Below are 15,164 nucleotides of genomic sequence, written 5' to 3' on the forward strand. Positions count from 1 at the left end.
TATGTACCTCGTTACCTATTCATAAAGCTTAGGAATTAAACTTCCGTTAGCTCAGGAGCTAAACTTTCGTTTCCCCCAAAGTTTTTCCTTAATAATCGAATAAGTAAAAGATAAAGTTTTCCTGTTAAACATGAATTTAAGCATTGGAAAAATCAGAGAATATGCCCTTACACGGATTTCAATATCCCCCCTGAAATCCATCATCGGATTCATGAACACAGGATTAATGGAAAAACTGCAGTGCCTGCATCGGCTGTAGGCCAGTCCCGCAATAGAATGTAAAAGCCCACAGAGCATGCCCGTGTCTGCTGGATCGGAAAGGCCAAATGTCACATTAGATTCCAGACGTTTAATTTTTATCCCATTAAGCAAATCGGAAAATAGGCGAAATAGCGGTTTTCTGAGAGATCTGAATGCTTCCAGGCCCCAGTGAAGCATTTCTCTGGGGGTCATTTCTTCTGGAGCTTCTTCAATCTCGGGCTTCTTCTTCCCTCTTATCTTTGAAATTATACCCCATTTTTCTTTTTTCTCGTCCCCTTCTGTTAGTTTTTCTTTTCTTTCCCCTACTTCTGTTCGTTTTTCATTTTCCTCCCCTACTTCTGTTCGTTTTTCTTTTTTCTCACTATCTTCTATTCTTTTTTCTTCACCCTCACCCATTTCTATTCTCTTCTCTTCGACCTCTTTTTCTTCAACCTCCCTTTTTTTCTTCACTTCAGCCTTATCCTGTGGTTCTATAGTGACTCGTACTTTTTCCGTGTTATTCAGATCGATCTCACTTTGTTTCCCTTTTACTGTTTTGTCTTCATCCGATTTCTTCGGTTCTTCAGGAAAACTTTCGCTTTCTCCAGGTTCCTCTATGGAGAAGGTATGGGAAAAGAGCAGCCATTTTACAGTGAATACGCCTCTAAGTTCTTTCTTTTCTTCGAGACTCAGGACCTTAAGCTTGAAAGTGAGACCTATTGCTGTAAAAAGTACAAATAAAATCAACAGAAAAACCAGCAGAAGAACAGTGATTACCAGCATATTGATAGGTTATGGAGAAGAGGATAGTCCTGACTATCCTGAAAAACCATACTTATTCCATTCCCTGGAAGTCCCTGATATAGGTTTTAGTTCCAGAAATTCGATGGAAACTTTAGTGGGAACAGCCCTCTTCTTCAATCTTGACTTCGGTTCTTTCTACAGTTTCCTTTTCCGGAGTTTCTGTTCCTTTAACTTCCTGTTCCTGCAATTTTTCGTCTTTTTTGTTCTTGCCTCTCATGCCTTTGAGCTTGTCCATAATCTCAGGCACAAGATCAGGAATTGAGCTAAGGATTGAACCTGCATCGCTTCGCTCAGAGAGCCGGAAGATTCTGGCTTCTTCTTCAGAAAGCATAATAAATGCCACAGGCTCTATCTTCGCGCCTGCCCCTCCACCTCCGCCATATCCCGACTCAGTGTCTTTCTTGCCTTCTCCTCCACCTGCTCCAAAACCCATTACAATCCTTGAAATTGGAATAATTGTTTTCCCAGCAGCAGTAATCGGGTCTCCCACTACGGTTTTTGTAGTCGCAATTCTCTCAAGTTCACCTGCAATTTCTTTAATAGTGGCTTCTACACCCAATTTTTCATCCCCTTTTGTATATCGTTTCATATATTGCGATGATAAAGTTTTTCATTTTTTATTTTTAATCTAATTTTAGATACATTAAATTTGGGCTTAATCATATTTGAGTAATTCTGCACCTGAGAATTTAAATCCCGTTTTAATTTCAGGGACCAACTTATTTTTATCGTTTTCAAAGGCTATTGTTCTTTTACGTGGGCAACTTAAGTTTAATCCTCCCTTTTTTGAATGTAATGAATACTTGATCTTTATTTTTTGATTAATGAAAATAAGTCAATATAAAATAAGATATTCTATTAAGTTAAGTGACATGGATTATCCCAATAAATATAAATTACATAGGCAATATTTTTAAATTTTTGATTTATTCAATTTAACATAAATACAGTATATTTATATTCTATTATTTGAATTCCAGCTCAATTAATGGAATTTACATAAGGAGTCTTATAAAAGATGAACAAATTCTTTGAATAAGAAAATACTTTTTCATTCGCGCATTTATGTAGGTATTCAGTGTAAACTCCACTTATTTACAATGAAAGTTTCACCCTAAGCTTCTTTTAATGGACGGAGGAATTAAAATAAAAAAATTAAACACTTTGTTAGTAGCTATTTTCATATTAGCATTAATATCAAGTCTTGGAGCTGCGACTGAGATTATAGTGCAGCCAGGAGATTCTATTCAAACTGCTGTAAATAGTTCGTCTTCGGGCGATATAATTACTATAAATCCCGGAACCTATATTGAAAATATCATAGTAACTAAAAATGATCTTACAATCCGGTCAAAATCAGGAAATCCTGATAACACAATAATTAAAGCCAAAAGTTCAGGGGCTAATGTGTTCCTCCTGCAGGGAGACAACATAAAGATATCTGGACTTAAGGCTGTAGGAGCAACCCGATCCGGCTATTCAGGAATCTGTCTATCTTCATGCAGTAACTGCGTAATCGAGAATAACAAACTTTTGAGCAATTGTTATGGAATCTATCTCCTGCGTTCCAAAGGGGACAAGCTGTCAAAGAACACGGCTACAAATAATCTACAATATGGAATTGTACTTGGGACTGCTACAGACAATACCATTTCAGGAAATATAGCCCTTAATAATGGTCGTGGGATCCATATTGGCAACTCTGACGGTAACACACTCTCAGGCAACACCGTTCAAAACAACAATATTTATGGGTTTTATATCTGTGGCAAAAGTGACACAAACAAGATCTACAACAATTATTTCAATGACACCAATATGACTATTAAAAACGGAATCGGAAATTCCTATAACACTAAAAAAACCGCAGGTACTAATATTGTGGGCGGCCCTTACATAGGAGGCAACTTCTGGGGAAAACCCAATGGTACAGGATTTTCCAATACTGCAGTAGATAACGATAGAGACGGAATTTCCGATTCTGCATATAAAAACATAGCAGGCAGCATCTATTCTGACAATCTTCCTCTAGTTGTCTATAAGCCCAAGTCGACAAAGCCGGTTGCTGCATTTTCTGCATCTCCTACATCCGGAAAAGCACCATTAAACGTTAAATTTACTGACAAAAGTACAGGAACACCTACTTACTGGTACTGGAACTTTGGAGATGGATCAAAATCATACCTCCAGAATCCGACTCATAAGTATTCGAAGGCAGGGGCCTATAATGTTAGCTTAATAGTAAAGAATGCTGCAGGACGTAGCACGGTAACAAAAACAGGATATATAAAAGTGATATCAAAACCAGTTGCTGCATTCTCTGCATCTCCTACCTCCGGAAAAGCACCATTAAACGTTAAATATACTGACAAAAGCACAGGAATACCTGCTTCATGGTACTGGAACTTTGGAGATGGATCAAAGTCATACATACAGAATCCGGTTCATAAGTATTCGAAGGCAGGGACCTATACTGTTAGCTTAATAGTAAAGAATGCTGCAGGACGTGGCGCGGTAACAAAAACAGGATATATAAAAGTGACAGGAACTTCGCAAACTTCGACGGCTGCACTTTTTGCGTCTTCAACTCCTACTGCTGCACTTTCTGCATCTCCAACTTCAGGAAAGACTCCACTAACCGTTGACTTTACTGATAATAGTACGGGCTCACCAACTTCATGGAAATGGGATTTTGGAGATGGGACAGATTCAACAGAACAGAGTCCGACACATACATATTCAGCTGCAGGAACTTACACGGTTAAACTTACAGCAACAAATACAGCAGGAAGTAACACTGTAACAAAACCAAATTATATTACAGTAACAGCAACGTCACAAACACTGACAGAAACTTCGCAAACACCTGTTGCAGACTTCTGGGCTTCTTCACTCTCAGGAAAAGCACCACTAAATGTAACATTTACGGATACAAGCACAGGATCTCCAACTTCATGGGAATGGGATTTTGGAGATGGGACATATTCAACAGAACAGAGTCCAGCACATACATATTCAGCTGCAGGAACTTATACGGTTAAACTTACAGCAACAAATGCAGCAGGAAATAGTACAAAAACCAAATCAAATTACATTACAGTAACAGGAGCTTCACAAACGCTGACCGAAACTTCGCAAACACTAACCGAAACTTCGCAAACGCTGACCGAAACTTCACAAACACCTGTTGCAGATTTCTGGGCATCTCAACTCTCAGGAAAAGCACCACTAGATGCAACGTTTACGGATACAAGCACAGGATCTCCAACTTCATGGGAATGGGATTTTGGAGATGGGACAGATTCAACAGAACAGAGTCCGACACACACATATTCAGCTGCAGGAACTTACACGGTTAAACTTACAGCAACAAATGAAGCAGGAAATAGTACAAAAACCAAATCAAATTACATTACAGTAACAGGAAATTCACAAACGTTAACAGCAACATCACAGACGTTGACCGAAACTTCACAAATGCCCGTTGCAGATTTCTGGGCATCTCAACTTTCAGGAAATGCACCACTAGATACAACGTTTACGGATACAAGCACAGGATCTCCAACTTCGTGGGAATGGGATTTTGGAGATGGGACAGATTCAACAGAACAGAGTCCAACACACACATATTCAGCTGCGGGAACTTACACGGTTAAACTTACAGCAACAAATGAAGCAGGAAATAGTACAAAAACCAAATCAAATTACATTACAGTAACAGGAGCTTCACAAACGCTGACCGAAACATCGCAAACACTAACCGAAACTTCGCAAACGCTGACCGAAACTTCACAAATGCCTGTTGCAGATTTCTGGGTATCTCCACTCTCAGGAACAGCACCACTAGATGCAACATTTACGGATACAAGCACAGGATCTCCAACTTCATGGGAATGGGATTTTGGAGATGGGACAGATTCAACAGAACAGAATCCAACACACACATATTCAGCTGCAGGAACTTACACGGTTAAACTTACAGCAACAAATGCAGCAGGAAGTGGTACAAAAACTAAATCAAATTATATAAAAGTAGCAAAGTGACCACAACTTTGAAAACGATTGTAAATCTCCTGGGGCTCTTCAGTCTCAGGTAAAGATGCAAAAGGCAGTAGCACAAAAGTCATGTATGGATGTCAAGTATCTAAAAATGAGCTTGAAATCTAAAAGTAGATAAAAATACCTGAAGGCAAAGAGGAGTGGGGGCTTATTTATCGAACCATGCGAGAGGATATACTCGTATGGAATATCCTAGGGATTCGATTTCAAAATCGAATCCTTTAGGACTTACGCAGTTGAACTGAAAAATCAACCGCAACAAATCGTTAACTGTTTAAAACGGGACTTTAATCCATAGTCTTTGACGTAACTCATTTTAGCTAATATGATATTGCCACTATCTTAGCTTGACGTTTTTGTGCTGAAATACCTGTGTTTCTATGCTGATTTGCTTCATTCAGACTCTTTCTTAGATCAAGCCGTTCTAATTAAAAAAATTATTACGAAGTGATACTCGAAAGAGAAAATTTTAAAAATTGACAAAGAGTTCAGATTATTAACATAATTTATATGAAAAATAAATGAAAGATGGAGATACAGGATAAATGAAAGCTAACAAAAAACTGAACTCAGTAGCCTTAGCCTCAGCAATTCTAATTTTAGCATTAATTCTCTTTTCTTCTACGGTATCGGCAGCTGCCGAGAAATTAGAAGAAGAACAATTTACTTTTACAGAGGAACAAAGCAACGACACTCAGTCTGAATCTTCAACTCAATTTTTGGGATCAGCACAGAATATCAATAAGGTATATGGAATAAATTTTAGCCCCTATATGGATGGACAAAGTCCAGATTATGGGTCTCAGATAGATAAAAATCAAATCACGAATCGTATGAAAATAATAGCACCATATACTAAGTGGATACGAACTTATGGGACGGAAAACGGTCTGGAGTATTCTGGCCCAGTGGCTCATGAGATGGGGCTCAAGACTGCAATTGGTGCATGGCTTAGTGGAGATACTGAGGCCAATGAGAGACAGATAAGTAAACTTATCGATGAAGCTAAGGCCGGTAATGTTGATCTAGCCATAGTGGGCAGTGAAACGCTGCTAAGAAATGATCTTTCAGAAGATCAGCTTATTAAATATATCCAGCGTGTTAAACAGTCAGTGCCCGCCGGTATTAATGTTACAACAGCTGATACATATAGCGAACTTCTGAATCACCCTAAGGTAATGGATGAGTGCGATGTTATCATGTATAATAGTTACCCCTACTGGGAAGGTATCAGCATTGATAAAGCAATGGAAGTTCAGGATAGTCGCTATAAGAATTTAGTTAAGAATGCAAAGAATAAACCAGTAATAGTCTCAGAAACCGGATGGCCCAGCGCAGGAAACACGATTGGAGATGCTGTGCCATCACCTGAAAATTCTGCCAGGTACTTAAATGATTCTGTCTCATGGGCACGTAAGAATAACATTCAGTATTTTTACTTTGAAGCATTTGACGAAACATGGAAAAGCGTTCATGAAGGCCCCCAGGGTGCTCATTGGGGAGTATGGGACAAAGATGGCAATATGAAGCCTGGAATGGAAAGGGTCTTTCCACCGGAGACAGCCCCTAAGGCAAACTTTTCTGCATCTCTTACATCCGGAAAAGCACCATTAAACGTTAAATTTACTGACAAAAGCACAGGAACACCTACTTACTGGTACTGGAACTTTGGAGATGGATCAAAGTCATACCTACAGAATCCGACTCATAAGTATTCGAAGGCAGGAGCCTATACTGTTAGCTTAATAGTAAAGAATGCTGCAGGACGTAGCACGGTAACAAAAACAGGATATATAAAAGTGATATCAAAACCAGTTGCTGCATTCTCTGCATCTCCTACCTCCGGAAAAGCACCATTAAACGTTAAATTTACTGACAAAAGCACAGGAATACCTGCTTTCTGGTACTGGAACTTTGGAGATGGATCAAAGTCATACCTCCAGAATCCGGTTCATAAGTATTCGAAGGCAGGAACCTATACTGTTAGCTTAATAGTAAAGAATTCTGCAGGACGTGGTGCGGTAACAAAAACAGGATATATAAAAGTGATCTCAAAACCAGTTGCTTCATTCTCGGGGTCTCCTACATCCGGAAAAGCACCATTAAACGTTAAATTTACTGACAAAAGCACAGGAATACCTGCTGGATGGATATGGAACTTTGGAGATGGATCAAAGTCATACATACAGAATCCGACTCATAAGTATTCAAAGGCAGGGGCCTATACTGTTAGCTTAACAGTAAAGAATACTGCAGGACGTAGCACGGTAACAAAAACAGGATACATAAAAACTACATAAAAAGTATATGAAAATTATATAAAAAGTATATGAAAATTATATAAAAGGTAAATAAAAAGTAAATAAAAAGTATATAATAGTTGTAACAAAACCAGTTGCTGAATTCTCTGCAATTCTAACCTCTGGAAAATCGCTATTAACGCTATAATTTAATGACAAAAATACAGAAATTCCTATTGCATGGAAAATGAGAAATCATTCACCGGCCTTGACATGTGAAGGATTCGGAGAAGAGTAGATCATGGAGAAACTTGAGTAGAAGGAATAGGGATTTTTTGAACTCGCGCCCGATTAGCCAGCGCTGCGGTTTACTATAGATAAGGGCATTACACTCATCATAGCCCGCTAACAAAAAAGGAGAAAATCGAGGTTGAAATCCCCTAGCAAATGATTATCTGCAGAAACTGCAACCCTTCCAGAGAGAAAGAAATAATGGCTCTTCGTTGTTTTGTATGGATATTCTTGTAATGTACTCATTAAAAACAATACGGTCTGGAATTAAAAATCATCTTATCCATAGAAAATGACTAAGAGCCGAAATAATCCGGAAAAATGAGAATATTCAAGATAGGGAGCCATTATCATTGGAATTGAAATCATTTTTCCCGAACTGCCTAAAACGGCGGCGTAGGTACTAAAATAGGTCCAAAATTCTTAAAGATCGAAACGTACCGAAAATGTTAAAAAGGATGTTACATAAACGTGTTTTTAATATCATATGAAGGCAAATAGGAGCAACTAAGACGTCACCAATTGAAATACAAACCTCAGTATGTGCATTGTTGTTTATGTCTATCTGTGTAGCAACTTTGTTCTTCAGCTGTAAGCTTTTTGCCTGGAGATACTCAAACTATAATAAAGTTAACAAATTTATGAAACTAATAAAGTATAATAAAGTATAAGGAAGAAATAAACACCGCTTTTAGTTTTTATAGTTAGTTATGTCCATCTTTAATTCTTTCAATTTTTTCATTTTCTTTATTACATTTATGCTTTTAATTTGACATTGTTTTCTCCCAAAATTATTTCGCTGTTTAAATCCCTTTGTTTTATCCCAAAATGACTTCGCAGATTCAAAACCATTCGAAAGTCCAGTGAATGATACAACAAAAGGCGACGAAATATGCTAAACTTCAGTGGTTTTCCGGGAAAACGACTGTATTTTTCTTGAACCGGCACTACTCTCCGTTTTCAGCATTATTTATAATCCTCAAGCATTCTTGAGGATTGGAAATTGGGGAATTTTAATCCGGCTAAAATGAGGAATTGTTCACCGGCTTTTACATTAGTATAATCTCTGTATTTAAAGCACGGAAGACACGGAAATCAGTAGTAAAGGCGTGTTTCTTCCATGCTTTCCGTGTTTTCCGTGGTTGTAATATCCAGATCGAATCACTATGTGACCGACTGCGTTTTCCGTGTTACAAAATTCCATGTGACTTTAAAATAATATTTGCATCATAAACTGTAGTTATTTTATTATTATGCATATATTTGAGAATCGATATACTAGGATAATTCTTTCGTTTTTCCCAATCACAAAAGAAGGCAGGCGAGCATCTAGTCTGTGTGGCACAGGTCCTGGTAGAGGGAAAATTCACTAAGGCAGGCCAGATCAGCTTGATAAACTATTACTTCTGTACGCAGAACAATCTTGTAGAAAACTAAATCAAGAACTAACAGAGATCAGGCAAGAAAATGAAGTGATTTTCCTGAAAACTACCATGTTCTTTCCCTGATCTTGATCGATAGTTCTTAGTAACATGATTATTAAAATATTAATAAAGTTATTTTAAAGAAGGTAGGTATAATATCGATTAGAGAAAATGACAAATATATACTATGCATATCCTCTTTAATTGCAAATTCACTGCTTTGCCATTATTTGTGTGTAAAATATTTGGAGGACTCAATAGACAATGCTTTCTCAAGAGCTAAGAGATTCAGAGTACTTTATCAAGGTATTAAGGCAACATCTGCCTGAATTAAAAGAAAAGTATAGTGTGAATTATCTTGGGATCTTTGGATCTTATATTCGTGGAGAGCAGACCAAAGATAGCGACCTTGACGTGCTAGTACAATTTGATAAGAAACCAGGACTTTTAAAATACATTGAACTAGAAAACTATCTAAGTGATCTCTTAGGGATAAAAGTTGATTTAGTAATGAAAAGTGCACTTAAACCTAACATAGGAAAGCGAATCCTAAATGAGGTAAAAACTCTATGAAAGCAGAGAAAAGAGATCCTATAGATTTTTTAGTGGACATACTTGAGTCAATTGAAAATATAGAAAATTTTATTGAAGGATTTGATTTTGAAGAGTTTTCTAAGGATAAAAAAACAATATATGCAGTGGTACGAGCTCTTGAGATCATTGGGGAAGCAACAAAAAATTTGCCGGATTCACTAAAAATTAAGTATCCTGAAGTTCCCTGGAGATATATGGCCGGGTTTCGAGACAAAGTAGTACATGGTTATTTTGGTGTTGATCTTGAGGTTGTTTGGGATACGGCAATTGAAGACACTCCTTCTTTGAAGCCTTTAATAACAAAAATTCTAGACGAAAAGGAAAAGGATTAAGTTAATTTCTTAATATGGGGTACAATAGGACTCTTTTTTAGAATTTACGTTTGTAAAAGCTGTTTATATTTTACTCATATTACTTCAGAAATAAAAATCGAGGATGTGGCTAAGGTAAATCGAGTCATTTTTTCTCATGCAGAGATCACTTTTGCTTCTTTTTTAATTCCTTCAATAAGGTATGGGCTTATCGACCCTTCGGTTAGTAAATCGACTTTTACTCCAAGAAACTCAGATAGTTCTCTCTCAATTCTAACCATAGTGAGCAGACCTTTCGTTTCGGAAAACTCTACAAGAACGTCGATATCACTTTCGGGTCTTTCTTCTCCTCTTGCATAAGAGCCAAAAATAGCTACCTTTGTTGCTCCTTCTTTCTTGAGGAACGAAGATATTTTTTCGAATAACTCTTTATTTTGGGAAGCACTCTCCATATCAGCATAATTTCGTTTGTTACAATTTAAACATATACTGATGAAAGAGAGACACTTGTTTTGTCTTAGAGCCTATCCCAAAAGCCTCCTTTATTCTTAATCTCCAGAAGTTTTCAGAATTTTTTTGCATGATCATGAACTTGATTGATTACTCAAAATACAAGGTCCAAGAAGCAAATTTTGAGTTTTGGGATGGACTCTTAGAATAATTTTGTTTTGTCAATTTTTATGCTATTGTAATGACTTCTTGAGATTTATAGCTTTAAAAACTTGTACACTACTCGAGAATGCGAACATTTTATATCAAAAAGTTCGTATTCAAAGTTGGATCATACAAAAACATGTGTACTTTCCTAATTCTACAACTTATGCCTGTATCCTTGAATAGGCGAAATAATTTAGGATACACTAATAAAATCTGCAGTTTAACTTAAAAATCAAGTGAATAAAATTCACTTGAAAAAGTCCTAATTAATTTGCTAATCCATGAATGTAAAGCCAAGAAATTAAAATAAGGACTTCTACGATACAGGTTAATAATATCTCATCTGGAAGTTCTACAACTAATTTCATGTTTTCTCCTGTTCATTGTTGTTCTCAATATCTATACTACTCTGAAAAAAGGAAGATCAACTTCTAAATTTAGATTCCAGCAATTACCAACAACTATTCCAGGATTACAGTAAACTTCATGTAGTTTACCGTATAATATTAGATATACAACAATATGGCATTGATTATGTAATGCTTCCTGTCTCAGAGTCTTTAAGTTACAAGAATGGCCGTTCTTGTAACTTTTGACTTTGTTTAACTTCTGGTTTTCACACTCCTTTTGTTATATTTTTACTGTAAATGGTATTATTTTCCACTTATACCTGATAGGTGGTAAATTATTTGTAATAAGAAACTTCCTAAAGTACTGGAACTTCAGTTATGTTCTTATAGTCATCTTATTTTGTTCTTTATTCTATTTTTTGAGTATTTGTCGTCGAGCAATTCAATATTGAATTCTGTACCCTTTACCGTGTTCATATTTTGAATGTATAAACTAGGAATAGGCAAGCAATATGAGCCACCGACTTTTATTAAACGTTTTGAACCGAGACTTACTAAAGTCTGCATATAAATCTAAAGGTTATATAAGTATAAATACGTTTTCTTTATAATCGCATTTTCAAGGCTATAGACAATGCAATTGATTGCATAAAGCTTAAGTATTGATAGCTATATTGTAGCTATATGGACGAAAAAGGAAATTACCACTTTGAAAAAAATGAAATCAAGAAGAACGCAATTATATTAATTCTTGAAAATGAGGGAAAGATAAGCGAATCTGAAATATTGGCAAAATTCAAAGAAAAAGACAGATTCAAAGAAATCAATCAGAGCACGACAAATAGACACCTAAACAGCTTGCTTGAATTGGGATGTATTGAGAAGCTTCCAAATGTGAAAAAAGGTAAGTCTAATTATTGGGATATAACGAAAATCAACCATTTAGAAAATATAATGCGCGAGTTTCCGAATATAAGAATAAATGCATATGAAAAGTCAATAATAATTATTTTTGATGAGCGTGGTTATAGCCTAGAGAAAATAAAAAATTTAGATTTTTATATTAAATTACTTTTGTCTGTGTCTCTGTTTGATGCATTTCTCGATAATGATTATTATGGATTAAAGAAAAAAGCCATAAAAATTTACCTTAAAGGCGAAGGATACATAAAAACTATAAATTATGAATATCATGTTAAGAAATTTTTAGAAATGTCTAAAGAAGTAAACCCCAATTACCAAATATCGCCTTTTTTTGAGACATATCAAAGACATATGTCTAAAGAGGTTTTCCTTAAGCTATTTGAAGATTTTCAAATAAAGACAGATGAAATGATAAAGGAATTAGAGGAAGCATATACAAAATATAAAGAAATTGATGAAGATTTAGATATAAAACCTGATAATATTTTATTGGAACATTTCATAAACCACGACATTTTTAAAGACCTCGAGTCCCCTGACGAAAGAAGATTTTTTATAGATTTAAAAGAGTGTATAAGTAAAGCAGATAAGATATGGAGTAAAGAAGGTTTTCCAGAAATTAAGAGATTGTCTGAACTACTTAACCTCGAAAGACTAAAATTGTATAGCGAGTTTATAACAAAATACAAACAGCCTTCTTTGTTTTATATCTCAGAAAATTCCGAAATAATATATGACATGTTAAAAGATTTCTATAAAGATCAGATTTAAGAAAATTCTTGTTTATTATAGCTTTCTTTTATCTATTTTTATACTGAGGAAACATACGCTCGTTCCTGTTATTCGGTTTATTTTGTGCATTTTTCACTATATTTAATTATAAAGTGCACATTTGTGCAATTTTACTAAATTGTCTTTATATAATATTTCCTCAAAGTGTCATAGTGTTTATTAAAACCAGACGACTGTCGGTTTTTTTGCTTACTGGTACTTCTATTAAAATCAAAATTGATATCAATAAACCGTTTTGAGGCGAGATTATTTCAGGATAAAATCGAAAAAAATCATTTTCGACTCAGTACCAAAATCCAGTGATAAACGTGAAATTGAAAATCACTAGATTTTATAATTGGTTATAATCCATTAAATACGTCCTCTCGATGGAAGTCTTTCGATATCAAATATTGAGTTTGATTGAAGAACGAATTCTTCCTGCAAGTTCATGATTTCAATCGAAAAATACAAAAATCACTAGATTTTGGACCAGAGTCTCATTTTCATAAATTAAATATATATCAAACTACGAATTTTTTTCGCTAAGTGCAAGTCGATATGTTATTAATAGATATAACATATTGACTTTGCAGTTTATGACAGCTTTGCTGTAACTAGGCTGAGTCCTAAGTACTGTTACTTTATCTAATAATTTTTATTCAATTATCTCAAAAGAAACATAAGTTCAAATTATTTAAGTGCTAATTATTTTGTTTGTATAATAGTTGATACAATCCTAAGGGTGTATATAGCGTGGATAATTCCCCAAAAGAAAAGGGACGTAGGGAAGAAATCGAAACAGAGTATAAAATCGCTCTGGAAAACTATCCCTCTAATGCAGCTATACGCTCAAATTATGCTCTTCTTCTGAAAGAATTGGGACGTTGGGAAGAAGCTGAAAAACAATATAAGACTGCTCTGGAAATAGACTCCAAAAATGCAGCTATACACTCAAATTATGGTCTTCTTCTTGTAGAAACGGGACGTAGGAAGGAAGCCGAAAAACACTATATATTTGCTTTAGGCATTGACTCAAGTAATGCAGTTTTTCATTATAATTATGGCGTTCTTTTGGCAGAACTGGGACGCTGGAAAGAATCTGAAAAATACTATAGATCTGCTTTGGAAATCAATCCAAACAACGTTAATACACGTTCAAATTATGCTCACCTCCTTAAACAAATGGGACGCATAAAAGAAGCTAAAGAGCAGTTTATGCTTTCTCTAGAAATCAATCCAAACAACGTTAATACACGTTCAAATTATGGTCTTCTCTTGAAACAAATAGGACATTGGGAAGAAGCTGAAGAACAATATAAAATTGCTCTGAAAATAGATCCAAAGCATGTCAATACACACTATAATTACGGGGTATTCTTAGTAGAAAAAAAACGTAGGAAAGAAGCAGTGATACAATACAAGCTTGCAATTGATATAGATGGCAATAACCCTAACAGCCACATTGCTTACAGTTTACTCTTGTTGTCTATGGGCTTAGAGGAGAAATCCATTGAAAAAATGGAAATTGCTTCCAATCTTTTTAAAGAAAAAGGAGACTACGTCAAAGAATGCCTTGTTCTTGCGTGGCTTTATGAAGAACTATCAAACAAACATTACAAACTTAAAAAATATATTAAAAGTGGTGATTTTGCTGAAAAATCTGGGAGTAAATATATTGAAGCAGGTAATAAAGCAGGAGATAAATTAAAGGATGTTTCTTTGACAAAAGGGTATACACTTCTTGGGAGATCTAAAATTCGAAAAGTAGAGATTAAAGTTCCCTTTTATAAAGATGCTTTAAAGAGAATCTTGAAAAGGCACTCATATGAACTTGAAAAATTCGAGAGAATAATAGATTGTATTAAAAGTGCCTCTAAATGTTATGAAAAAGCAGCTCAAGTATCGCCAAAAAATAATCAAGTTTGTGTTGCTTGCTCTTCTACAATGTCTTGTCTTTGTGATATGATTGATCACATGGTTTTAATGATAACACGGAGAGATGAATTATCTAAGATGGATGATATATTAAAGAGTTGGAGTGAAGAGTTGGAAACTTCTGAGAAGATATATAACGAGCACAGTAAAGGAAAGTACAGTAAAGGAGAGCAGTTTGTTGAATCATTAAAGAAATTAATGGAATGTATAGAAAGTCTTAATAAATATAATGCTTTAGATTTGCATGGGAAGCACAGTGATTCTAAAAAGTGTGTAGAGCAATTATATAAAATTGTAAATAATATGGAAGGCCCTCTCCAAAGTATAATTGAAGTTTCAGCTAATAAAATGGATAAATATCTGAACAATATATTGCCTTATACCAAAAATGAAAGATCTGAGTTGACAAATGAACTGGATTACGCATATAGAATTAAGAAATGGATCTTGTATGCTTCGGGAGCCATTTTAATTTCAATAGTCAGTAAAATAGCTGTTGATTTTATATTAAAGACATTTCTCTCCTGATACTGTTAATACTTTTGTATTTCTATTAAAAGC

Annotated in this window: 10 protein-coding genes; 6 read left to right on the forward strand and 4 right to left on the reverse strand. The window is 35.2% G+C overall.

Features of this window, described 5'->3' with window-relative positions; translation table 11 throughout:
* Positions 1-51: 51 nt before the first annotated feature.
* Together MSKOL_RS16335 and MSKOL_RS16340 are read right to left on the reverse strand one after the other, a co-directional pair.
* The gene (locus MSKOL_RS16335; protein WP_048157731.1) at positions 52-1,023 is read right to left on the reverse strand and encodes a DUF2953 domain-containing protein; all 972 of its coding nucleotides are present in this window, start codon (positions 1,021-1,023) and stop codon (positions 52-54) included.
* 112 nt (positions 1,024-1,135) lie between these two features.
* On the reverse strand, positions 1,136-1,633 hold the full coding sequence (locus MSKOL_RS16340) for a GerW family sporulation protein (RefSeq protein ID WP_369799527.1): 498 nt from the start codon (positions 1,631-1,633) through the stop codon (positions 1,136-1,138).
* Between the two features lie 539 nt (positions 1,634-2,172).
* Here MSKOL_RS16340 and MSKOL_RS16345 point away from each other — a divergent pair.
* Positions 2,173-5,088 (forward strand): PKD domain-containing protein, encoded by a 2,916-nt coding sequence (locus tag MSKOL_RS16345; RefSeq protein WP_082091173.1) that lies wholly within the window; start codon positions 2,173-2,175, stop codon positions 5,086-5,088.
* 560 nt (positions 5,089-5,648) lie between these two features.
* On the forward strand, positions 5,649-7,403 hold the full coding sequence (locus MSKOL_RS20515) for a PKD domain-containing protein (RefSeq protein WP_052725570.1): 1,755 nt from the start codon (positions 5,649-5,651) through the stop codon (positions 7,401-7,403).
* Positions 7,404-8,706: 1,303 nt separating this feature from the next.
* Here MSKOL_RS20515 and MSKOL_RS21440 read toward each other — a convergent pair.
* Complete coding sequence (locus MSKOL_RS21440) at positions 8,707-8,838, reverse strand: hypothetical protein (RefSeq protein WP_255351943.1); 132 nt, start codon at positions 8,836-8,838, stop codon at positions 8,707-8,709.
* Between the two features lie 484 nt (positions 8,839-9,322).
* Here MSKOL_RS21440 and MSKOL_RS16355 point away from each other — a divergent pair, with 484 nt between their 5' ends.
* Positions 9,323-9,631: a nucleotidyltransferase family protein gene (locus MSKOL_RS16355; protein WP_048157733.1), complete on the forward strand. Its 309-nt coding sequence runs from the start codon at positions 9,323-9,325 to the stop codon at positions 9,629-9,631.
* Positions 9,628-9,984: a DUF86 domain-containing protein gene (locus MSKOL_RS16360; RefSeq protein ID WP_048157735.1), complete on the forward strand. Its 357-nt coding sequence runs from the start codon at positions 9,628-9,630 to the stop codon at positions 9,982-9,984. Before MSKOL_RS16355 ends, MSKOL_RS16360 begins: the two co-directional genes overlap by 4 nt.
* 134 nt (positions 9,985-10,118) lie before the next feature.
* Here MSKOL_RS16360 and MSKOL_RS16365 read toward each other — a convergent pair whose 3' ends face one another.
* On the reverse strand, positions 10,119-10,415 hold the full coding sequence (locus MSKOL_RS16365) for a nucleotidyltransferase family protein (RefSeq protein WP_048122734.1): 297 nt from the start codon (positions 10,413-10,415) through the stop codon (positions 10,119-10,121).
* A 1,239-nt stretch (positions 10,416-11,654) separates the two neighbouring features.
* Here MSKOL_RS16365 and MSKOL_RS16370 point away from each other — a divergent pair.
* The gene (locus MSKOL_RS16370; RefSeq protein ID WP_048157740.1) at positions 11,655-12,665 is read left to right on the forward strand and encodes a hypothetical protein; all 1,011 of its coding nucleotides are present in this window, start codon (positions 11,655-11,657) and stop codon (positions 12,663-12,665) included.
* 756 nt (positions 12,666-13,421) lie between these two features.
* Positions 13,422-15,131: a tetratricopeptide repeat protein gene (locus MSKOL_RS18955; RefSeq protein ID WP_052725572.1), complete on the forward strand. Its 1,710-nt coding sequence runs from the start codon at positions 13,422-13,424 to the stop codon at positions 15,129-15,131.
* Positions 15,132-15,164 lie beyond the last annotated feature (33 nt).

This window comes from Methanosarcina sp. Kolksee, from assembly GCF_000969945.1.
In the GTDB taxonomy this organism is placed as follows: Archaea; Halobacteriota; Methanosarcinia; order Methanosarcinales; family Methanosarcinaceae; genus Methanosarcina; species Methanosarcina vacuolata.